The sequence below is a fragment of the Niallia sp. Man26 genome, from assembly GCF_022049065.2.
Taxonomy (GTDB): Bacteria; Bacillota; Bacilli; order Bacillales; family Cytobacillaceae; genus Niallia.
Genome location: NZ_CP095743.1, coordinates 639,953 through 662,648, shown reverse-complemented (window position 1 = coordinate 662,648; position 22,696 = coordinate 639,953). Strand labels below are relative to the sequence as shown.

15 protein-coding genes and 1 tRNA gene are annotated in these 22,696 nt (G+C 39.2%); 4 read left to right on the top strand and 12 right to left on the bottom strand.

The genetic code is table 11. The annotated features are described in order from the left end of the window. Positions 1-172 precede the first annotated feature (172 nt). Complete coding sequence (locus tag L8T27_RS03370) at positions 173-379, top strand: DUF5348 domain-containing protein (protein WP_233317377.1); 207 nt, start codon at positions 173-175, stop codon at positions 377-379. Between the two features lie 58 nt (positions 380-437). Here the strand turns inward: L8T27_RS03370 and L8T27_RS03365 are convergent, their stop codons facing one another. The 9 genes from L8T27_RS03365 to queG all read right to left on the bottom strand — a co-directional run bounded on the left by L8T27_RS03365 (position 438) and on the right by queG (position 10,071). Further along, entirely contained in the window at positions 438-773 is a 336-nt protein-coding gene (locus L8T27_RS03365; protein WP_237940745.1) for a GNAT family N-acetyltransferase, read from the bottom strand. A 39-nt stretch (positions 774-812) separates the two neighbouring features. Beyond that, the gene (locus tag L8T27_RS03360; RefSeq protein WP_237940743.1) at positions 813-2,369 is read right to left on the bottom strand and encodes a hypothetical protein; all 1,557 of its coding nucleotides are present in this window, start codon (positions 2,367-2,369) and stop codon (positions 813-815) included. After that, entirely contained in the window at positions 2,362-2,919 is a 558-nt protein-coding gene (locus L8T27_RS03355; protein WP_233317380.1) for a sigma-70 family RNA polymerase sigma factor, read from the bottom strand. The genes L8T27_RS03360 and L8T27_RS03355 overlap by 8 nt, the downstream gene beginning before the upstream one ends. A gap of 114 nt (positions 2,920-3,033) precedes the next feature. Next, complete coding sequence (gene yhbH / locus L8T27_RS03350) at positions 3,034-4,209, bottom strand: sporulation protein YhbH (protein ID WP_233317381.1); 1,176 nt, start codon at positions 4,207-4,209, stop codon at positions 3,034-3,036. A gap of 238 nt (positions 4,210-4,447) precedes the next feature. Beyond that, complete coding sequence (locus L8T27_RS03345; protein WP_233317382.1) at positions 4,448-6,343, bottom strand: PrkA family serine protein kinase; 1,896 nt, start codon at positions 6,341-6,343, stop codon at positions 4,448-4,450. A 174-nt stretch (positions 6,344-6,517) separates the two neighbouring features. After that, a complete protein-coding gene (gene nfsA, locus L8T27_RS03340; RefSeq protein WP_233317383.1) occupies positions 6,518-7,267 on the bottom strand; it encodes an oxygen-insensitive NADPH nitroreductase in 750 nt (249 codons plus the stop codon). A gap of 130 nt (positions 7,268-7,397) precedes the next feature. Then, positions 7,398-7,883: a tRNA (uridine(34)/cytosine(34)/5-carboxymethylaminomethyluridine(34)-2'-O)-methyltransferase TrmL gene (trmL, locus tag L8T27_RS03335; RefSeq protein ID WP_233317384.1), complete on the bottom strand. Its 486-nt coding sequence runs from the start codon at positions 7,881-7,883 to the stop codon at positions 7,398-7,400. A 74-nt stretch (positions 7,884-7,957) separates the two neighbouring features. Next, positions 7,958-8,830 carry an amidase domain-containing protein gene (locus L8T27_RS03330; protein WP_237940741.1) on the bottom strand — a complete coding sequence of 291 codons (873 nt, stop codon included), beginning with the start codon at positions 8,828-8,830 and terminating at the stop codon, positions 7,958-7,960. Positions 8,831-8,937: 107 nt separating this feature from the next. Continuing rightward, the gene (gene queG, locus L8T27_RS03325; RefSeq protein ID WP_233317386.1) at positions 8,938-10,071 is read right to left on the bottom strand and encodes a tRNA epoxyqueuosine(34) reductase QueG; all 1,134 of its coding nucleotides are present in this window, start codon (positions 10,069-10,071) and stop codon (positions 8,938-8,940) included. A 96-nt stretch (positions 10,072-10,167) separates the two neighbouring features. On the opposite strand from queG, the gene L8T27_RS03320 reads away from it, so the two are divergent. After that, on the top strand, positions 10,168-10,833 hold the full coding sequence (locus tag L8T27_RS03320) for a B3/B4 domain-containing protein (RefSeq protein ID WP_237940739.1): 666 nt from the start codon (positions 10,168-10,170) through the stop codon (positions 10,831-10,833). Positions 10,834-11,032: 199 nt separating this feature from the next. Here L8T27_RS03320 and L8T27_RS03315 read toward each other — a convergent pair. Next, positions 11,033-11,106: transfer RNA gene (locus L8T27_RS03315), tRNA-Gly, on the bottom strand. Positions 11,107-11,340: 234 nt separating this feature from the next. Continuing rightward, on the bottom strand, positions 11,341-12,816 hold the full coding sequence (locus tag L8T27_RS03310; RefSeq protein ID WP_237940737.1) for an MFS transporter: 1,476 nt from the start codon (positions 12,814-12,816) through the stop codon (positions 11,341-11,343). 423 nt (positions 12,817-13,239) lie between these two features. Here L8T27_RS03310 and L8T27_RS03305 point away from each other — a divergent pair, with 423 nt between their 5' ends. Beyond that, positions 13,240-14,034, top strand: coding sequence for a formate/nitrite transporter family protein (locus tag L8T27_RS03305; protein WP_233317389.1), 795 nt, complete (start codon positions 13,240-13,242; stop codon positions 14,032-14,034). A gap of 33 nt (positions 14,035-14,067) precedes the next feature. On the opposite strand, the gene L8T27_RS03300 is transcribed toward L8T27_RS03305, so the two are convergent. Further along, on the bottom strand, positions 14,068-20,196 hold the full coding sequence (locus L8T27_RS03300; RefSeq protein ID WP_237940735.1) for a lamin tail domain-containing metallophosphoesterase family protein: 6,129 nt from the start codon (positions 20,194-20,196) through the stop codon (positions 14,068-14,070). A gap of 292 nt (positions 20,197-20,488) precedes the next feature. On the opposite strand from L8T27_RS03300, the gene L8T27_RS03295 reads away from it, so the two are divergent. After that, complete coding sequence (locus L8T27_RS03295; protein WP_237940733.1) at positions 20,489-22,687, top strand: choice-of-anchor I family protein; 2,199 nt, start codon at positions 20,489-20,491, stop codon at positions 22,685-22,687. Positions 22,688-22,696 lie beyond the last annotated feature (9 nt).

Sequence of the window (22,696 nt, the reverse complement as noted above, 5' to 3'; positions counted from 1 at the left end):
CTTGGTGTAGAATCAATTATCGTTAGCAGCTGTCTATATTTGTTGAATTCACCGTTTTTAGTATAAAAAATCACTGTATCACCACTTTTCATCATGTTAAAAACCCGCCGTTACTGTTAGTTTATGAAGCGAATAAATTGTTAATGCTGATAGCAAAAAGGATGTGATATTTATGTATGCAGAATTATCGAAGAATGAACAAGGCAGATACGCACTTCCTAATGGAGAATATTTTACAACAGATGACGACATTGAAGCTTTCATTCAAAACCAATGGGTAAAAACAACTGTTCATCATAATCATGAGGACTATTATTTAGTCGGTTATCCAGATATTGCTTTGCAAGGGTTAATGGCTAAGTATCCTAATGTAGTTTAATTTGTGTTTTTTAAAAAACTAGGCACTAGTATTAGGTGCCTAGTTTAAAACCGTTTATTTATAAAAAGGCAGTTAATCTTTTTCGCAAGATAAACTGATTGCATGAAAGCTCGTCCAATAGTTTTGAAACCAACTTGATCCCAATACTTTTCTTCATATATAAACGATGTATAACTACATCCTCAATATATGCTTTATAATGCCCATCTGAGACTGCTCTAGCGTAGCCAATAAGCGTATCACCCTTCCAAGCACCAACTGATGGCACTTTGTATAATATCTCTTCCATATCTAAATCCAGTCTTCCTTGCAGCCAGCCTGTTTCGTTATACAGGCTCAAAACATCAATCGGTTTGATTTTTCTTTCCGTAAAGGTCTTTATTTCGATATCCAACTCTATTATCCTCCAAGTCTTATTAGCTTTTTAAATCATCTATTTATTTGGTGCACTCTTTTTGAAAGTTTTCAGTAAACGCTTTGCATCCGCAACAGAAACATCCTGAGTGATCATTTCGTATTCATAATCTCCCGACACGCCTATAAAATGCGCCTCTTTAGAATCTTTAATTTTATACACTTCCCATTTAATCTCGTTCAAAGTAAACGAATCGATTTTATTGCCCTTCTCTGTATTAAAATCATTTAATGAACTTACAACTGATTCTTCAGGATATGCTCTTACATATAGCACTTGCGATCCAGAGCCAAGGTCATTTCCTACTTTTTTATAACTGTAAGTTAAATACGCTTGATTAAATTCTTTATATCTTTCCAAACTTGCTGAGAAAATCTTTACATCTGATCTCGTAAATTCATACAGAAAAGGCACCTCTGACCGCAAAGTGACTAAAACGGACTCAACCTCTTCCACATTGGTATCAGCACTCTCTACAATACTAATATCTTTTTCTTTAGGGTCCTCATATTGAATATCCGAATAATGTTGCATAGAATTATAATTTTCTAACTTAGGTATAAACTCTTTTGCATCAATTGTTACATTTACTGATAATTCTTTCGGATGAAGATAACTGATCAATTGTCCTTCTTCATCGTAAAATTCATACATTACTAAGATTCCTGTATCTTTATCCACCCAAAAACGAAAGCTCTTTTTATCTGGCTGCATAATATTTTTATTAGCCTCATTTATTTCTCCATGCAAAACAATCGTATTATGACCAAGCAGCTCTTCATTTTGCCTCTCAATTTCCCAAACATTACTAGATCTTAAATATTCCGCTGCTATCTCGTATGGAAACAGAGATACATCTCCTATTGCTGGAATTTCTCTAAATTTCTCTTCAGAATCATATAGCTTATTTATTGGAATCGAAAATACATCTTTCGGCTCAACTGTCTCCCTCTTTGGTGTCACTTCATAATTACTTGTACTGTATGTGTTCCGATCATTATCTATATTCCAAATGGTTTCGTCATTAAAAAAGATTTCGTTCGTTGTAATTGGATCATCTGTTATAAACTCATCAGGAATATTAAATATTTTTTCATATCCACCAATTTCTTCTTTTAGACTAAACTTATATTCCACGTTATTGTTACTAGTTGAACCGTCATAATATCTATCAAACATCTCATATGCACCGGAAGCCGTTTGAAAATTATCTACTGTATTTAAAAGTTTACTTAATATATCTTCTTTTTTCATATCTTCATAATTTTCATCTTGATGAGGAGGAGTAATAATGGAATTATTTTTACCAACATTATTTTTATCACTGTGGCTGGATATAGGTTCTTCACTTTGGTTAAGTGTATGTATCATAAAATAACTTATACCTATTAGAAAAATGCAAGTAAAACTAAGACTCAAAATTCGCGGATATAGACTCCTCGTATTTTTTGCTTTTGCAAAGTTAGCGTTGGAGATTTTTTTCCTTACTTTAGACTTATTTATTTCAGTAAAGTCTAATTCTTTCAAGACTGTGTTATCCATCGTTTCTTTTAAATCCTTTAACATTTTATCCATCGATTTTTCCTCCTTCACCTATCATTTTCTTTAAAGAAAGCCGTCCCCTATGTAATCGCGATTTTATTGTCTGTATGCTAATACCAAGCAATTCTGATATTTGATTGTAGGAAAACTCTTCATAATAATATAGAATAATAACTTCACGGTACTTAATTGGCAGTGATAATACCTTCGTTGATAATTCCTGCCTGTTTTCCACATGCAGTATTTCTGATTCTGGAGTATGATTAGTGATCGAACTTTTTGAAAGCAGTTCTGTTAACACTATGTTTCTGAAACTCCAACTTCGTAACCGGTCCTTGCATAAATTCACTGTAATACGATAAATCCAAGTTTTATAGGAAGATTCCTTTCGAAAAGTATCCAGGTTCTGATAGCATTTAATGAATACCTCCTGTGCGATATCCTCAGCGATTTGTTGCTTTTTCACAAAGGTGAATGCTAACCTAACGACACTTTGACCATATTCGTTCATTAACCACTCGATTATTTCCCCCCTGCTGGAATGTTTCCCATCCAGATTATCTTTATTATTTTTCTCTAACATTCTTTACACCCTTTCAAACTTTAGACGATGCTGAAAAGGTATGGTTGCAGATTTTTTATTTCTGCTACATTTACAGCAAAAAACACAGCTCCCAAAAAGAGCTGTGTTAATCCATTACGCATACATCTTTCCAGATTCTTCTTTGCGGAAAAAGCTCGTCATCGCATTGAAGACATCTGCCTTTTGTCGCAGCAAGTAATGACGAAACTTCTCGTTTGAGATATTTTTGTAGGCGGACATCAACGTGCTGTGGCGATTGTATTGATTCACCTCTCCATATCCAAACATATTGGAGACTTCCATCAATTCTTCGACAAGCTTGACACAGCGGGCATTGTCGGATGTGAGGTTGTCGCCGTCTGAGAAGTGGAATGGATAAATGTTAAATCTGCCTGGATCATACTTATCATTAATCAATTCAAGGGCCTTCCTGTATACAGAAGAACAAATAGTACCACCGCTTTCTCCTTTAGAGAAGAAGTCCTCTTCTGTTACAACTTTTGCTTCTGTATGATGGGCGATAAATTCAATTTCCACCGTCTCATATTTTGTGCGGAGAAATCTTGTCATCCAGAAGAAAAAGCTTCTCGCCATATATTTTTCCCAAAGTCCCATCGAGCCGCTCGTATCCATCATTGCAAGGACAACTGCCTTTGATTCTGGCTTTGTAACTTCATTCCATGTCTTAAACTTTAAGTCTTCAGGGTATATTGGATAAAAGCCTGGCTTGTTGTTCATTGCATTCCGTTTAAAGGCAGACATCATCGTCCGTTTTTTATCAATATTCCCCATCAGCCCTGTTTTCCTAATATCGTTAAATTCAATGTTTTCGACAACAATCTGATCCTGCTCTTTTCGCTTTAGGTTAGGCAGCTCTAATTGCTTAAAGAGTGCTTCCTCAAGCTCCATTAAGGACACTTCAGCTTCAAAGTAATCTTCTCCTGCCTGATCGCCGGCTCCTTGGCCTTTGCCAGGTCCCTTTTGGCCGCCATTTCCATCGCGAGCCACAACATCGCCAACTTGGCTGTCTCCGTTTCCTTGCCCAACATGTTTATTTTTATCATAATTATAGCGGATTTTATATTCATCTAAAGAACGTATTGGTATTTTCACTACTTCTCTTCCATTAGACATCACGATGTTTTCTTCCGTAATTAAGTCGGGCAGATTATTTTTGATAGCCTCCTGCACTTTTTCCTGGTGTCTTTGCTGGTCGTCATGGCCTTTACGATGGAGGGACCAATCTTCTTGGGAAATTACAAACTGGTGATTATTTTCATGTTTTGTCATCCTTACCCCTCCTAAAAATAAATTTTTTCAGCACCATTTTCTGGTTTCATGCATAAACTAATTCGGGCACCATCTTCCAAAAAATTAGTGATTACTCTATCCTATGCATGACGCTTAAATAATTTACTAATAATTTAGATAATTCGCTAATTTGGTCGAATGACAATATAACTTTTTTCTATATGGATAAAAGAAGGAACAGACAAGTCCATTGCCCGTTCCTTCTCCTTCATCATCATCAGCGATTTAATAGACTTCCGACATAGCGCAGCAAATCATTAGCAGATGTAGAATTGTAGCCATGCTCATCAATCAGGCGTGCAATAACTTCATTCACTTTTTTCAGCTGCTGCTCATCAGGTGTTTTAGTGGAAGTCGTAATTTTAACGACATCCTTCAAGTCAGCAAATAATTTCTTTTGAATTGCTTCTCTCAAACGGTCATGAGAATTATAGTCAAATCTTTTCCCTTTGCGGGCATATGCAGAAATGCGGATAAGAATTTCTTCACGGAATGATTTTTTCGCATTTTCAGAGATCCCGATTTGTTCCTCAATTGAACGCATTAGTTTTTCATCAGGATTGATTTCTTCCCCTGTAAGCGGATCACGAAGTTTATTCTTGTTGCAATATGCCTCCACATTATCCAAGTAATTATCCATAAGCGTTTTAGCTGATTCCTCATAAGAGTAAACAAACGCCTTTTGTACTTCTTTTTTCGCGATTTCATCATATTCCTTGCGGGCAAGGGAGATGCAGTTCAAGTACTTTTCACGCAATTCATTCGTAATTGATGAATGCTGATCCAAGCCGTCCTTCAAGGAACGAAGCACATCTAAAGCATTGATCGTTGTGATGTCCTTGCGAATGATTGTTGATGAAATCCGGTTGATTACATATCGTGGATCAATCCCGCTCATGCCTTCATCGCCGTATTCATTTTTCAATTCTTTAATGTCCGCGGAGCTGAAGCCCTCCACACTTTCACCATCATACAGGCGCATTTTCTTTACAAGATCAATATCGCCTTTCTTCGGTTCCTTCAAGCGAGTCAATATCGTGAAGATTGCCGCGATTTTTAATGTATGTGGAGCAATATGGACATCTGAAACATCACTTTCTCTAATCATTTTTTCGTAAATTCTTTCTTCCTCAGACGCCTTCAAGTTATATGGCACTGGCATTACAATGATACGTGAATGCAATGCTTCATTTTTCTTGTTGGCAATAAAGGAACGGTATTCCGTTTCATTCGTATGTGCCACAATCAGCTCATCAGCTGAAATAAGGGCAAAACGGCCTGCTTTGAAATTTCCTTCTTGTGTTAAAGAAAGCAAATGCCATAGGAATTTCTCATCACATTTAAGCATTTCCTGGAACTCCATCATCCCTCTGTTCGCTTTGTTCAATTCTCCATCAAAGCGATAGGCGCGCGGATCAGATTCAGATCCATATTCGGCAATTGTGGAAAAATCAATGCTGCCTGTCAAATCAGCGATATCCTGAGATTTCGGGTCAGACGGGCTAAATGTACCGATACCAGTACGTTTATCTTCAGAGAAGAAAACCCGTTCCACTAAAACATCTTCAATTCTTCCATTATATTCTTCTTGCAGTCTCATCAAATTCAATGGAGATAAATTCCCCTCAATGCGAACTCCATATTCGTCATAAAAGTCTTTGCGTAAATTATGCGGAATCATATGAAGAGGGTCTTCATGCATTGGGCAGCCTTTAATTGCATATACAGCTCCCCTGTCTGTGTACGTATATTCTTCTAATCCTCTTTTCAGCATGGTTACAAGTGTTGATTTACCGCCGCTGACTGGCCCCATAAGCAGCAAAATCCGTTTTCGGACATCTAGACGTTTTGCCGCAGGATGGAAATACTCTTCTACTAAGCTTTCTAATGAATCCTCTAAACCAAATAGCTGATTCGAGAAAAATTTATATTCCTTTTTCCCATTTACTTCATCAATGCCAGCGTCCTTGATCATATTGTATACACGTGAATGCGCTGATTGAGCTACCCATGGCTTTTCCTTTAAGATCTCCAAATACTCAGCAAATGTTCCTTCCCACTTAAGCAAGTCTTCTTCCTGTCTATACATCTCGATTTTTTTTAATATACTCATATGGACCTCCCCTGTCACTTTATCAGAGACGATTAATATAATCTATGCAGGCAGGAGAATGAACATGCTTAAAAAGAAAGGTTTGTTTTTAAAGCCTAGCTTTGACTCATATATTAACGGGAAGAAATGCCCGTAAAAAAAGGAATTCTCGGGCTAAGAATTCCTTTTTTATCTTTATTTCAAATCAAATTTTTTACCTTCCACGAATTCCTTCATGTACAGGCGGGATTTTTTATCTAGCATGCCTATCATTTGGGCAGTCCATGTATCGCTTCTTTCATTGTTTGTTCTTTCTTTATAATAAGCTGAAATGATGTCGTTGTATTCCACCAGCTCTTGTTTGTATTTGTCCAAGTCTTGTTCATACTCATTTTCATGATATACATGATGGAAAGGTACTCTTGGTTTTATATCTGTATGCTGATCTGGGTAACCTGCGACAATCGCGAATAATGGCAGCACTCTGTCTGGTGTTTTTAACAGCTCAACCACTTCTGGCAATTGATTGCGAATTCCCCCAATGTAGCAAATACCAAGTCCCATTGATTCTGCTGCAAGCGCTGCGTTTTGGGCAGCAAGGGCTGCATCAATTAGGCTGACCATAAATTTCTCTGTGCTTTCAAGGGAAGTTGATACATCCTTTCCTTCCATTTCTGCAGCCACACTATGTCTGTGAAGATCGGCGCAGAACACGAATACATGACCGTTCTCAGCAACATAGCTCTGATTTCCAGCAAGCTCGGCAAGCTTTTTCTTTTTTTCCTTATCTGTTATGCCGATAATGCTGTATGCTTGAATGAAGCTTGATGTTGAAGCACTTTGAGCTGCTTCTACAATCGTTGTAATTTGTTCTTTTGTTAATTCTTCATCCTTGAATTTTCTTACAGAACGATGGTTCAGCATCGTTTCAATAACATTATTCATCCTATACATCTCCATCTTTTTGTATTTTCGTCTATATTCATTATAATAAAAGAAACCTACATCTAATAATAATCTGCTCTTAGCCTGCCCATAAAAAAAGGGATAAACCATAAGGCTTATCCCTCAAATATTACTCATATTTCTTATTTAAATCACGATAATCCTGCTGACGTAGCGCTTCATACACAAGGATTGCTGCTGTGTTCGATAAATTCAAGGAGCGGATATTGTCAGTCATTGGAATCCGCAATGCTCTGTCTTTATTATTTTCGATGATATCCTTCGGCAAGCCTGTTGTTTCTCTGCCGAAGATGAAATAATAATCTTTGTCCTTGTCACTGTAATCGAAGGAAGAGTGAGGCTTCGTTCCGAACTTCGTTAAATAGAAAAATTCCCCGCCTTTATTTTCCTCAAAGAAAATCTCGATGGAATCATAGTAACGGATATCGACATGTTGCCAGTAATCTAAGCCTGCCCTCTTCAGCATCTTGTCATCTGTCGAGAACCCTAATGGCCTGATAAGATGAAGCACTGTATCTGTTCCTGCGCAAGTTCTTGCAATATTGCCGGTATTAGATGGAATTTGTGGTTGATATAATACAATATGTAAAGCCAATCTTGTCACCTCTGTCAATTAGTTCATTGTTTATTATACACCTTGCCGGCAAAAAAATAATGATTTTGCTTTCTTTATTGTCCGTCGACAATCGAGAAAAAACGGTATTTTATATTTGGCGTATATGCTGTTGAATCCTCATAACCCCAATATCTCATTCTGCTGTTATACGTATGGGCATTAACTAGCGGTTCTCCATTACTGTCTTTCCCTGTAACGATTGTCGTGTGGTTATATTTACCATCACCTTCAAAGTCATAGCAAATAACATCACCAAGCTTTAGTTCAGACGCATCACTAACGACCTTCGCCCGAAGACCTTGCTTGGATGATTCGAGAAACCGTGGAAAAGCATTTGCGACAGACCAGCTGTAGCTCCAGCTGTTGTTCTGCATCCACCAGCCGCTGCCTCTGTTCGGATAGCCCCTCATTGGCGCTCCCCCTGCATGAACACATTGTGATATATAATTGGTGCAATCCACCTCAAATTTATGATAAGCAGGATTATAGCTGTTCCACCATTTTTCTGCATACTGGACTGCTTTCAGCCTGTCATACGTATATCTCCATGTTCCTTCACGCTCTTCTTGCTCATTTGTTAAAAGCTTTGCTTCATCCGCTTGAATTGGTGCGATTATTTCTTTATCTTCTATTAATATTCCTTTATAAAAGATCCCTTTCCTGTTTTCGATTTCTTCCTCTACATAGAAATGATCTTTTTGTTTAATAAAGTATTGAAAATGTACCAGATAGTCCACTTCCTCTGTTTCTTCCTGCTTTTCAATAGTTAAAATATTTCCACGAGCCTTCACATTAACAATTTCAGCCTTGCGCTTATCAAAAAGCCTCGTCTTTCTTTCCATCTTTTCATCCAAAACAGAACCCCTGGCATCAGCAACGCACTGCTGCATTCTTTTCTCCATTAACTCTAGCAACTGAGTTCTCAAGTTATACACTCCTTTCCATGCTTATACTTATGAAAAAGGATGCAATACCTTGCCTGAAAAATGCAGTAAATAAAAAAGGAGGACTAAAATGAGTCACTCCTTTTGCTTTATGATGACAGCCGCGCAAGTGCATCCTGCATTTCTTGCAGCACTTCAGGGTCTGTTTCCTTATTGCTCAATGTCGTTAAAGCCTGACGTGATTCATCACCGCCAATTTTCCCAAGCGCCCATGCTGCAGTTCCTCTTATGACAGGTCTCGGGTCATTTTTCATTACACCGATAATATCTGGAACTGCACTATCTTCCTTGAAATGGGCAAGTGCGATAAGCGCATTGCGCTGAATTGGCTTTTTACCTCTCCAAGAGCCGGATATATGTCCATACTTCTCCTTAAATTCCTTATTGCTGATAGTCAGCAGCGGCACAAGGAGCGGCTTGGCAATTTCAGGATCTGGTTCCATCTCGATATGATTATGAAAATCCATGCCTTTGTTTTTTGGACAAATCGTCTGGCATGTGTCACATCCATAAATTCTATTGCCTAGCTTCTCCCGAAACTCTTCGGCCAAAAACCCTTTCGTCTGTGTTTGGAAAGCAATACAGCGCTGGGCATTCAGCTGCCCGCCTTGAATAAGCGCACCTGTTGGACATGCATCGATGCATTTATTGCACTCACCGCATTGGTCTTCCATTGGCGTATCTGGCGTGAAAGGCAGATTAGTAATCATTTCGCCTAAATATACGTACGAACCGAACTCAGGAGTAATAATAGCACAGTTTTTCGCTGACCAGCCGACTCCTGCACGCTGAGCGACAGCCCGGTCAACAAGCTCCCCTGTATCCACCATTGATTTGCATAATGCATCAGGAACTCTGTCCATAATATATTTTTCCAGCTTAGAAAGCCTGTCCCGCAAAACAACATGGTAGTCTGTTCCCCACGAAGCACGGCAGAATATTCCTCGTCTTGCTCCTTTTTTGCTGGAGACACGCTCCTTCATTTTGGAAGGGTATGCTAAAGCAATGGAAATAATTGATTTTGGCTGATCTAAAAGGAGGGAGGGATTCACTCTTTTTTCGATATCCTTCTCCTCAAAGCCTGATTGAAAATTGAGCTCCTGCTGCCTTATCAATCTGATTCTCATTTCTTCAAAGGTACTTGCAGTAGTGAAGCCGATTTTATCAATTCCAATTGTTTTGCTGTAATTAATGATATCCTGCTTCAGTTGATCGTAGTCCATACTGCTCCCTCCTTTCTTCTTCATTGGTTTTTTTACTCATTTATCGCTAAAATAATAGCATAACATATAGACTTTATTTATTGGAGGTACTTATTATTGGATATTTCAATTGACAGAGAACTCTCTTCCCTCATAGCTGGTTTCAAAATTGGCGCTATTTTCTATAACCAGATTGAAGTCGGTGAATCACCGCAAATGGTAAAGGGCCGCTTGCAGCTTTTCCAAGAATCCATCTACTTTGATCTGTTAGAGAAAAAAGTCCAGGATATTCCGTCCGTTCAGGAATGGCGCCAAATCTTTAAAACTGCCGGGAAAGATCCGAACCGCTACCGACATTCTGCTGAAGCACTATTCAGACGGGTACATAAACAGAATTATTTGCAGCCTATCAACAGCAGCATCGATTTAAACAATTTCTTTTCCCTTCAATATGGAGTGCCGATTGGCATTTATGACCTATCGAAGCTATCCGGCGATATTACCTTTAGAATTGGAAAAGAAAGTGAACAGTATACAGGTCTAAACGGCAGAGCCAATTCTCTTGATAACTTAATTATCAGCGCAGATGATGCAGGTCCCTTCGGCAGCCCGTTTGTCGATTCAAACAGAGCTCCAGTGACTTTCGATACAAAAGACGCTGTCCAGTTCGTTTATCTTCAAGCCTCCACCCCGAAGGAAACAGCCGAGCGTATGGTTGCTTCCTTAATGGATATGTTTGTCCAAGTTCACGGAGGGCAGGCACAATTTAAAATTGTAGAATAATAGTGGGGTATGTTCAAGGAAAGTCCTTGTGCATACCTCTTTTGCAGTTTAACCATAAAGTTTATCTGTAAAAACAAAAAGTTATCCACAGTTAAAATAAATCAGAGAGTTATCCACAGGAAAATAAAAAGCTCCCCAAAATGAAAAAACGCAATGCTTCGTTCTTCTTTGAAACGAAACACTGCGTTGTGACTATGTATGGAGCGGGTGATGGGAATCGAACCCACGACATCAGCTTGGAAGGCTGAGGTTTTACCATTAAACTACACCCGCATTTTTAACAAGCTGCTTTACAAAAAGACAACTTATTTTTAACACGTTTTTTATTATATAACTGCAGTTTTAAAAAATCAACCACTTTTCGACATTTTTTTTACGAAGATTACATTCATGCGTAATATTTAACTCATCAGGACTAACTTTTTACTATAGTATGAAGATATTCTGTAATTAGTACCAGAAATAAAGAAAAAGACCGGACATTTTTTGTTCGGTCTTTTTACATTCCTAAAATATATTCTTTTTCTCTTTTAATCCGAAAGCAACTGTCAACAGCAGCAGCACTCCCATGATGAGTACATACAAATTAACAGCACCGCCCACACCTAACTGCTGGGACAGAAAGCCTAATCCGATTACAGGCAGGCTGACACCTAAATACGTGATGACAAAAAAAGTTGAGACGATATTGCCTTTAATTTTTGCAGGCGATCTTTCATTAATTAACGCAAGGCTTCCTGCATAGGCAGGTCCGTTCCCCCCGCCGATCAGCACAGCAGAAATAAGAAGCAATGTCAGCGATTTTGCGGCGATAGTAATTACTAATAAAATTAAGCCTAACGCCAATAATATATAACCGACTGAAATCATCGTCTGCAATGAGAATTGTTTCAGCAGTATTTGGTTTACTGCTGCTGCGATTAAGCCTAATGCAACAACAATGCCGGAAACAGTCAGCGAAGACACATGTGTGAAGCTTGATAGATTAGAAGGAATTAAGCTCATAAACATGCTGATAATAGACCAAGCGATAAATGACGTAAATGATGCCAAAATAAATGCCTTCACTATTGATTTCGGTACATAAGGCTTTTTCAGCTTAACCGGCTGCAGGCCAGGGCGTGCATTTTCATTCAAAAAGAATAAAGCTGCAAAGCATGGCAGGATAAACAGTAAATGCACATAGTATGATAATCGCAAAGGATATGGCGCAAAGTCGCCAAGCAATCCAGACAGAATCGGGCCAATCGCATTTCCAAGCGTTACAGCAAGGGCACAAATAAGGGCCGTTTTCTTTTTATCTCTCTTTTCGTCTAATTCAGTTAACGCCGCAACCGCAACACCATTTAATATTCCGACAGATAAGCCTTGAAACAGTCTTGCAATCAAAAGCATGCCTAGTCCATTAGCAACCGTAAAGCACGCAGTTCCAATCAGGGAAAACAGTATTCCTGGTATAAGGACCTTTTTTCTCCCAATTTGATCAGAGAGCTGTCCGGCCACGATAATGGCTGGGATAACCGTAAACGCATAAATGGCAAACACTAAAGTTATCATTCCGGATGATAATCCCCACTCTTGGCGATAGAGTGTATAAAGGGAAGCCGGAATATTTGTGCCAAAGAGCGTCAGGAACAAACAGCAAGCAACAAGCCAGAAGGAAACCTTCCTGCTCAGCATGCGCTGCTCACGCATCACTTGAATAGAGCTAGTGCGTTCAAGCAGTCTTTGCTGGAAGGCAGACCTCTGCAATTCAGAAGCGTCGATATCCACAACGTCCATCAAGCCTTGCAGACCTACAATCAGATTCTGAACCTGATGCTCTTCCGCATTGCTCGCGATTCTGATTCTAGTCGCCTCTTTGTATTTTTTTGTTTGAATACTTTCTATATTAACTTCATGTGCTCCAAATAAATTGGATATACGAGCCAGGACTCCCGGCTGATCTATAACTAGCATGGAAATTCGATAATCAGAAGCCATCAGCTCTTCACTCCCCTACTCAAAATATCTTTACTTATATTGTAAGGCATGAATAAATATAAAGTCTATACACTTGTAAGAAAATATAACATGAAAATATCGACAAAATGTGCCAACCGTTATAAATATTACTATATCAAGGTTTTTTGGGCCATTCCAATTAAATGACTATATTGAATTAATTTTATTTTCAGAAAACTTTTGCATACTTTTTGTATATTTATATGAATAAAATTAACTACTATTTCCTGAAAATCACCTATTATTCTTATAAAATTGAACATTCTTTGAACAGTATTATATATTGTGATTTTTTTCACAAATATCTATTGTAAATTAACTATGCACCATTCATAATATGTTTATCAAACGTACTTATAGTGTTAATACTATACCAACAGATTATATTTGGAGGAATCAGCGATGGAAGGCGCATCTCTTTATCAAGTGGAAAAACTGGCACTAAAGAAATGGAAAATATTTAAGCGAAGCAAGTTTCGATTTTTTATGCGTGCTGTTGTAGCAAGCATGTTTATCGGTTTTGGTGTAATTGTTGCCTTTAAGACTGGAAATTTCTTTTATGCAGAAGGCTCACCCTTCGCATATCCTGCTGCAGCACTCGTTTTCGGGGCTGCTATCATCCTGATAGCATATGGTGGAGGAGACTTGTTCACAGGCAATACCTTCTATTATACGTATGCTGCATTGCGGAAAAAAATCGCCTGGCTTGATGTATTCAAAGTGTGGGGAACAAGTTATGCCGGCAATATATGCGGCGCTGTCTTTTTCGCAGTATTTATTTATTTGACAGGTTTATTCAAATCCCATGAGGTCAATGAATTTCTACTGCATGCAGCTCAGACGAAAATTGAAGCACCTATAAGCGAGCTTTTCTTTCGCGGCATTCTTTGTAACTGGCTCGTCTGTCTCGCCTTCTTTATTCCAATGGCTTTAAAGGAGGATATTGCGAAAATATTCGCCATGATATTATTCGTTTTTTGCTTCTTCATCTCTGGATATGAGCACAGTATTGCTAATATGGCAACCTTCTCTATTTCATTAATACTTGACCAAAACCCTGCCATTACTTTGCCTGGGATTATACGCAATATTATCCCTGTTACGTTAGGCAATCTAATCGGAGGTGTCGGTTTTATGGGCGTGATGTACTATTATGTGAATAAGCCATTTATGGATGAAGATATAGAAGAAAAATAAAAGCAAGCCTGCTTATGAGGCTTGCTTTCTTTCTTAACGATTTTGAACGATTTTAGCTCTTCTTCTAATGTGTGCATAAATAACTATGCCAGTTGCAGCTAAAGCTGCGCCTATCAAAAGAATAGTATAATTCGACGTAGCTGTATTTGGCAGCCAGGAATTATCGCTGTTATCATTCGCTGATCTTACATACTGGCTATTGCTTCCTTTGTGATTATCTGTGTCCGTTTTGACATTTCCACTTGTAGTTGTGCTTCCTGAAATGTTGCTATTATTATTGGACGGATTAGCAGCTGGCGGGGCTGCTCCATTATTTCCATGTGATGGATCTGCATTTACTGGTGTTTCATCAACATCTCCGTCAGATGAATTGCCTCCTGGCGTTTCTCCATTATCTCCATCAGATGGATCTGTATCTCCTGGCGTTTCTCCATTATCTCCATCAGATGGACCTGTATCTCCTGGTATTTCACCATTATCTCCATCAGATGGATCTGTGTCTCCTGGCGTTTCTCCATTATCTCCATCAGATGGATCTGTGTCTCCTGGCGTTTCTCCGTTATCTCCATCAGAAGGTTCCTCAGGAGTTCCTGTATCGTCCTCTTTTGCACCTTTTATGAAAGTCCAAATAGTTGATACAGCTTTTCCTGTATAATCATCTGCTGCAACAGCATACCAGGCGTATTCCTTACCTTCTTCAAGCCCTTCCCACTCGACTTCTGCCGTTTTGCCGCTGTCGACATTTTCCTGTTTGCCGATTTCGTCATTCGTATAAACATTAACAGCGAAATAATCAGTTGCAACCCGCTTTTTCTCTGCTTCCAGGTCCATGTTTATAACAAGCTCATCTTTACCTGGATATTCTGCTGGATCATAGAAATTATAATCATCTAAATATGGTGAGTATGTGTTAACAATAATTCGGTTATTGTCCTGATCAAAGTGAAGTAGTTTTAAATAACCTTGACCTCCTTCAGGACCTCCTTGATAATCACCAAGCATTTGGTACACTTCTCTGTCAGCTGTTCCATCACCATTATCGTCCACTTCACTGATAAGTGTTTCTGAATCATGGTAATGACCGCTTAATACTGCGAGTACATTTTTGTTTGGTTTTACAACCTCTTCATACAGCTTTTCACCAATCGGGCTTCTGTTCCCAGAAACAAGTAAATATTCATGGAAGTTAAGGATTGCTTTGCGATCTGGATATTGCTTAAGGACGTTATTCATCCAAGCAATATCCTCATCATCAACGCCCCAGCCCATATACAGCATGATAAAATCATTGCCGCCAGATGAAATTAAATCATAGTGTCCTCTGTTGTTTTTGTAGGAATCTCCATAATAAGACTTGCTGCTGAATCTGTCTGCACCGAACCATTTATAATATTCGTTATAGTCATTCGACAGCTGGTCTACATCATGATTTCCTGCCAAAACACCATACGGAATGCCGTTGTCATCAAGCACCTGCATATATTCATCGGCATATTTCCATTGCTGCTCTTTATCTGCTTCATCAACAAGGTCACCAGTATGGAACACATACTTTATTTTCAGCTGGTCCTTCATTTCAGCAATCCACTCTGTCTGGCGCTTGAAAATATACGGGTAGCTCTCCGCATAATATTGTGTGTCTGACATCCATACAAACGTATAATCATACTCATCTGGAGAGCTTGGGATTTCATCCTGAATAATAACATTAATTTTGGAATCCTTCGCAAACTCTTTGACAGCTACATTTGCTTTTAATTCAAAGTCAGCACTGCCAGCTATCTTATATGTGAGCATCTTCCATTTGTTTTCAACAAAACTCCACGCATACATAGATACTTTTCGGCCTTCAAGCGATTTTCCGCTCCACTCTAGCTCCACTAAATCTTCCTCGCCTACTGATGAATCCAGCTCGACATCAAAACGATGATATGGGAATTGTGTATCAGAATCTGTCGTCAAATATTTTCCGTCAAGCGTTGAAACCGACGCAATTTCATTGTCAGACAGTGCTTTCTCACCTGCTGGCTTTTGCTCGGCTGGCGGCTCTGTGTCACTCGCATGCTGAAAGGCTTTTACATTGCTGCTACTTGCTGAATATTTAAAGCCCTTATAAAAGGAAACATCCAGCTTATCGTTCGTCGGATCTGCAACCTTCACTTTTAACAGTGGATTGCCTTTTACAGTTTCTGCATTATCTGCAGGTGATACAAGCTCGGGCTTTGTTGGATTTTCATCATTCACTGTAAAAGTCACTTGTTTTTCGGCAATATTGCCTGCCTTATCTACTGCCGTAACAGATAATACATGTTCTCCTGGAGAAAGTTTAGATGACGCTGTTTCATATGGAGCTTCGATTATTTCATCATCAAGCATCATCTGGAACGATTCTACTCCAGCAATTTCATCACTTGCGCTGGCATTAATGGTAAAGGCTCCTCTGTATTCTTGCTTTTTCATGTTTGTTTCAATAGCAGGTGCCGTATTGTCCACCAAGATGGAAACAGACTTTTCATTTTGTCCATCCTTCGCACTTATAGTGTGCTTTCCATCACCAACTGTTTTACTGTCCCAATTATAGGCAGCAGCGCTAGTTTGCTCACTATTAAGTGTAAAATGGAAATGCTCGAAAGGACGATACGTTCCGTCATCTCCCATATCATAAATCTTATTGGGATCACTCTTCTCTGGGTCTCTTAAAATAGTTCCGTCTGCAAGCACAAGTCTGACATTACGCAATGAATAATCATCCCTGTTTTCTTCACTTTCTTCGAGCTGGAACGGCGATGCTTTATTTCCGGCACGGACTGTGATTTCATTGACTCCCTGCTTCAGTTTTTCAGCATCAATCGGAATCGTAAACGTCTTCCAATATGACATATTATCCTTATCAAGCAGCTGGATAATTTCATCACCCATCGTGATTGCATTTTTGAAATACATATTCAGACTGCTTATTTCAACAGCCAAATAGGCTTGTGTTTCAAGTGACGGGTTCATTGCTGCTGACAATTCTTTTCCATCAATAAAAAGCTTTACTTTATCAGCGTCATGATTACTCGACGTTCCTTTCAGCAGAACATTGCCGCTGACAATGCTGCCATCCTTTACATTAAGGCGAAGCTCTTCTGCATTTTCCGGGTTATTAATCTTGATTTGCTGCTTTTCTGTCTGCACTTCATTCACACCATCGGATGCAGTCAAATAATACTCGACATACTCTTTAGCAATAAAGTTGGCAGCATAAATGCTCGTTGTATAGAGATTATCATTGCCATCCTTTTTCAACAGAAGGCGCTCATATTCCTGTTCACCATTTGTCCGATAATAAACAGCAACTGTTTTTACCCCGTTATTATCATTTGCTTTTGCGGAAACTGTAATATCCTCTATTCCTGTTTCTGTTAGTGCTGTCGTATTTTCAATTGTCGGCGGTGTTGTATCTTCCTCCACAGCAACTGGCTTGCCAGGCACTTGACTTGCTTCCACACTTCCTGGAGTTCCTAACTTTTCACCGCTGCTTACCTTAATTGCAGTTGTGGAGCCGTCCTGCGGATATTTATACAAAATCCCCTTGTTAGCGGCAGTATCATCCACACCGAGAACGTCATTATAGTAAGCTACACTAATCTCTTCTTGTGTATTTGTTGCAACGGCAATTCCCCTTAAATCACTGTTCGCCATTCCATCACTCTGAATGCGGACAATATCTTTGTTTTCCATAAGATTAGTCCCGTAATTAGCGTTAAAGTCGGCAACCGTCTTATCTCCATTAGCATTATTAATGATCCAGAATACCAATGTCCCTTTCGCCGGAATAACAACATCCTCAGGAACCGATGGCCAGACAACATCACTTGCAGGATCTGTTCCATATCGGTATTGAATCTTATAATCTTTAAAGTTTACTGGTTTATTCGTATTGTTATAGACTTCAATAAATTCATAGCCATCTGCTGAATTAACATTCGAGCTGTCAGGCACCAATTCTGTCACAAACAGCTCTGGTACTTTCGAATAATCCGTACTAACCTTTTTGACCGCAACGGTAAATTTGTCTGTTTCCGCACTGTTTGCTCCATCACTTGCTTCAATATAGTACGTTATATTAGAATCTACATCTTCAGCAGGTATAACTGCTTTATACTTGCCAGCTTCCTTTGTATCCTCTGTCATAGATAAAGAAAGATACTCATTCTGTGATTCTGACTTATAGTACAATGTTACAAACGGTTTTGACTTATCATCCTTCACAACAGCTTCAACAGCAATATCGGCGAAGGCTTCTCCGCTGCTGACTGCCTCATGGCTGATAGTTGGCGGATTCGAATCGTCAGACTGATCAAGCTCAACTGGTTTTGTCGGCACTTGGCCTTGTTTCAAACTGCCTGGGTTAGGACTTGCTAGAACCTCAAGCTTTTCCATTTCCGTTCCGCTTTTCGGGAACAAGTATTGGATTACCTTGCCGTCATTATTAGTTTCTTCTCCCAAATAGGACGCAGAAACAAGCTCATTTCCGCCACGATCTTTGATAATGATCGCCCGATTACCTCCATTTGCGAATCCTGGGAAAGAATCAGTAAAGGACAGCAGGTTTTCTTCTGTTAAACTTGTGCCGTACTGACTGTTAAAATCAGCCAAGGCTTTATCACCATTATTGAACCAAAGCACAACCGTTGATTGCGGTTTAATAACTGCATCAGGCACTTTAAAACTAACATCTTCCCTGCTGCCATCTGTGTAGCGGTAGGCAAATGAGTAGTTCTTCAATGATACTGGCTGGTTTGTATTGTTATAAAGTTCAATATATTCATAGTAGTCTGTGCCGCTTCCTTTTGAGTTCGGTGCCAATTCAGTTAGAAGAAGCGGTATGGAGCTATATGTATCTTCCTGTTTAGCTACTTCAATCACATATTCCTCTGTTTTGGCAGTTGATGTTCCATCTGTCGCCTCTATGTAATAATGAATATTGGCTTGGACAGCTTCCTCTGGAATTACGGCAGAAAAGCCGGTGATGCTGCTGGCATCCTTGCTCATGAGCATAGACTGATAAGTGTCTTCCCCTTCTTGTTTATAATGAAGAGTTGCCGACGGAATTTTCATATTATCTGCGATATTTGCTGCAATTTTAATGGCTGTACCCTGTTTGCTGCTTTTAACTGCGCTATGTGAAATTTGCGGAGCTTCATTATCAGCAGCTGGAGGACTAATCTCCACTTGACTAGCTGGAACTTGATCTTCCAATAAGGTACCAGGTGTTGGAGCAGCTTTCGTTTTCAGCTTGTCCATGACTGTACCATTAGCAGGATAACGATATGCAACTGTTAACCCGGTATTGTCAGTTTCTCCAGGCAAGTAGTTCGCAGAAATGATTTCGGTTCCTGTAAGGCTCTTTATCGCAACTGCACGATTTCCACCGTTTGCAAATCCAGTGAAATCACCTTTAAAAGAAAGAAGTTGCTTTTCTGTTAAAGCTGTTTGAAAATGCTTATTAAAATCACTTATGTTTAAATCATCTTTATTGAACCAAATCACTTGGGTTTCTCCTGAGGCAATTGTCTTGTCAGGCAAACTGAGAAGTTTATCACCTTGGCTGCCATCTGTAAATTGATAGTAAAAGGCATAGCTTCCAAGATTAAGTGTCTGATTCGTATTATTGTACACTTCCACATACTCATAGGAATCAGTCCCTTTAGAATCAGGAGAAATTTCTGTTATTAACAGCTGGGGGTACTTACTGAAATCTTCTTCAGAAGTTTCCGCTTGCGGCTGTTCCACATCCTCCTGCTTCGGTTCTTCTGCAGCAGGCTTTTCTGTTACTTCTTCAGCTGGAGTCTCTGTTTTCGTTTCTTCCTCTTGTTTTACAACAGGCTCCTCTGCTGCTTTTGTTTCCGTTTCTTCTGAAGGCTTTTCTTCTGTTATTTCATCTTCTGAATTAGCAGGTGCTTCATTTTGCTCCTTATCGATTGTTTCACTGGAGCTGTCTGTGCTTTTTTCTGATTCTTCATCAGGTGATGATGGCGCTTGCTGAGGTTCTAAAGGTTCTGCTGCGTACGATACTGCAGGGCGGCTGCTTGTAAAAATAGTAGAAAAAAAGAACACAACCATGAGCACAAGCAACATCCATTTCTTACTCGTCTTTCCCCTCTTGCGACTAATCATATTTGCCTCCTCTGCTTATTCATTTTCCTTCCCTCGTCCATCATAATAAAAAGTTTTTAAACTGCTTTTAACAATTTGTGAATAATTGTAAAGAAAAGGGGATATATGTAAATGGAATGTTAGCAGAGTTTTTCCTTTTGACCGAATTTCTGCAGTAACCCCATGTCCCATCTGCGTTATTCGCTATTTACAAAATGAAAACAAAAAAATTACATAATTCAGATATTTATACCATAGTAGAAAGCTATTCTATCTTTAGACCCAATTATATAGAGGAGGAACAAGAGGAAAAATGAAGCTATCAAAAAAATTAAAGGGAATTTCCACATTATCACTGACAGGCTTAATGTTGTTTTCTGCCTACCCATCCATCACACTTGCTGACAGCAGCTTAGACGTGAAAAAAATTGCTAGTTACAGTACTGGCATTACAGATGAGGATGGCGGCGTTGCCGAAATCGTCCAATACAATAAGGATAATGAGAAATTTTATGTTATTAATGGCAAAGCCCAGACAATTGATGTTGTAAACATGTCAGGTTTATACTCCACAGAAGTACAGAACCTACAAAAGGAAAAGTCTATTAACATTGCTGATGTAGTCAATTCAGACTCCTTTCAATATGGAGATTTAACAAGCATAGATATTAACACAGATAAAAAGATTATAGCTGCTGCCGTTCAAGATGCGGATTATACGAAAAATGGACGAATCGTTGTCATGAACTATGATGGAGAAGTGCAGGAAACATTTGAAGCTGGTGTACAGCCTGATATGGTTAAGATTTCAGATGATGGGAATTTCATCTTGACTGCAGACGAAGCAGAGCCAAGACAAGGGCTTGAAAACGGAGTTGATCCAGAAGGTTCTGTCACTATCGTTAATTACGACACAAAGGAAGTACAACAAGTAAAATTTAACGATACAAGTGTTATTGATCAAGATGTACATATCCGCAATAATGGAACGACAGCAGATGCAGTCCATGATCTTGAGCCAGAATATCTTGCTTTGAATAAGGATGCCAGCAAAGCTTATGTAACTCTGCAAGAAAATAACGCAGTTGCATCCATCGACGTAAAAACAGGCAAGGTGCTATCTGTTAAATCACTAGGATACAAAGACCATTCCGTAGAAGGAAATGGCTTGGATGCAGCCCGCAATGATAAAATTGAGATTAAACAATTGCCGATTCTAGGTGCTTATATGCCTGACTCCATTGCACAAACAGAAATTGGCGGTGTAGAGTATCTGCTTACTGCAAATGAAGGTGACGCGACAGAGTGGGAAGAATTTGTTAATATTGAAGACTTCAAAAAAGTAAAAGATTCCATTACTTTGGATACTTCCCTATTTAAAGGCTTTACAAAAGAGGAAGCAGAAGCAGCCTTCCAGGATATGAAGGATTCAGGAGACTATGACAAGTTAGAAGTGCTAACAGACAGAGGCACAGATGCAATATATACACTCGGCGGCCGTTCCTTCTCCATTTGGAAAGCAGATACGATGGAGCTAGTATACGACAGCGGCAGCGACTTTGAGGATATTACAGCAGCCCAATATCCTGATGTATTTAACTGGTCAAATGATGATAATGTGTTTGAGAAAAGAAGTGCCAAAAAAGGACCTGAGCCTGAAGATGTTAAAGTCGGTCAGATCGGTAATGATTTATATGCATTTATCGGACTTGAAAGAATCGGCGGTTACATGACCTATAATATCTCTAATCCTTCTTCCCCGTCTTTTGCTAACTATTTAAATACGAGAGATTTCTCTAGTGCTGTTTCCGGAGATGTGGCACCAGAAGGACTTGAGTTTATTGAAGCAGCAGATAGTCCTACAGGCAGACCTCTTGTACTTGTCGGCAATGAGGTAAGTGGTACTGTATCAGTTAACGAGTACCAAACAGAACAGGTTATCCCGATTGAAGAGATTGCTCTAACTGAAACAGAAGCCACCTTGGAAGTTAGCAAAACTTTAGCCCTTACTGCTTCCGTTAAACCAGCAAACACAACAGAGAGTAAAGAATTAACATGGACAAGCTCTGACGCAAATATTGCCACAGTAAATGAAACAGGGCTAGTCACAGCTGTAGCGCCAGGAACTGCGACAATTACTGTAGAAACGGCTGATAAAAAACACCAGGCAACTAGTGTTATTACAGTTACTGCACCAGTTGTAGCTGATGATGAAAATGATGCTGACCAAGATACAGACACAGATACTGAGACTGGCAGCAAGATTCCTGACGAAGAAACCTCTTCACAAAACGATCAAGATAACTCTAGCACTGAGAACAGCAGTGACAATAACAGCAATGAGTCTGATAATACAGAGGTTGTCGAGACTGTAGCTGGAAATGACGACAACAACGATGGCAATGCACTGCCTGATACAGCAACAAGCAATTACAGCTTCTTATTGTATGGCGGTATCATTCTTGCCGGCGGCGGAATTCTTTACTTTATTGCAAAACGAAAGTTAGCATAAGCGCAATCC

Excerpts from the sequence above, each read along its gene's own strand:
- L8T27_RS03370 (WP_233317377.1), top strand. The coding sequence starts at position 173 with ATGTATGCAGAATTATCGAAGAATGAACAAGGCAGATACGCACTTCCT.
- L8T27_RS03360 (WP_237940743.1), bottom strand. The coding sequence starts at position 2,369 with ATGGATAAAATGTTAAAGGATTTAAAAGAAACGATGGATAACACAGTC.
- L8T27_RS03355 (WP_233317380.1), bottom strand. The coding sequence starts at position 2,919 with ATGTTAGAGAAAAATAATAAAGATAATCTGGATGGGAAACATTCCAGC.
- yhbH (WP_233317381.1), bottom strand. The coding sequence starts at position 4,209 with ATGACAAAACATGAAAATAATCACCAGTTTGTAATTTCCCAAGAAGAT.
- L8T27_RS03345 (WP_233317382.1), bottom strand. The coding sequence starts at position 6,343 with ATGAGTATATTAAAAAAAATCGAGATGTATAGACAGGAAGAAGACTTG.
- nfsA (WP_233317383.1), bottom strand. The coding sequence starts at position 7,267 with ATGAATAATGTTATTGAAACGATGCTGAACCATCGTTCTGTAAGAAAA.
- queG (WP_233317386.1), bottom strand. The coding sequence starts at position 10,071 with ATGGACTACGATCAACTGAAGCAGGATATCATTAATTACAGCAAAACA.
- L8T27_RS03310 (WP_237940737.1), bottom strand. The coding sequence starts at position 12,816 with ATGGCTTCTGATTATCGAATTTCCATGCTAGTTATAGATCAGCCGGGA.
- L8T27_RS03305 (WP_233317389.1), top strand. The coding sequence starts at position 13,240 with ATGGAAGGCGCATCTCTTTATCAAGTGGAAAAACTGGCACTAAAGAAA.
- L8T27_RS03300 (WP_237940735.1), bottom strand. The coding sequence starts at position 20,196 with ATGATTAGTCGCAAGAGGGGAAAGACGAGTAAGAAATGGATGTTGCTT.
- L8T27_RS03295 (WP_237940733.1), top strand. The coding sequence starts at position 20,489 with ATGAAGCTATCAAAAAAATTAAAGGGAATTTCCACATTATCACTGACA.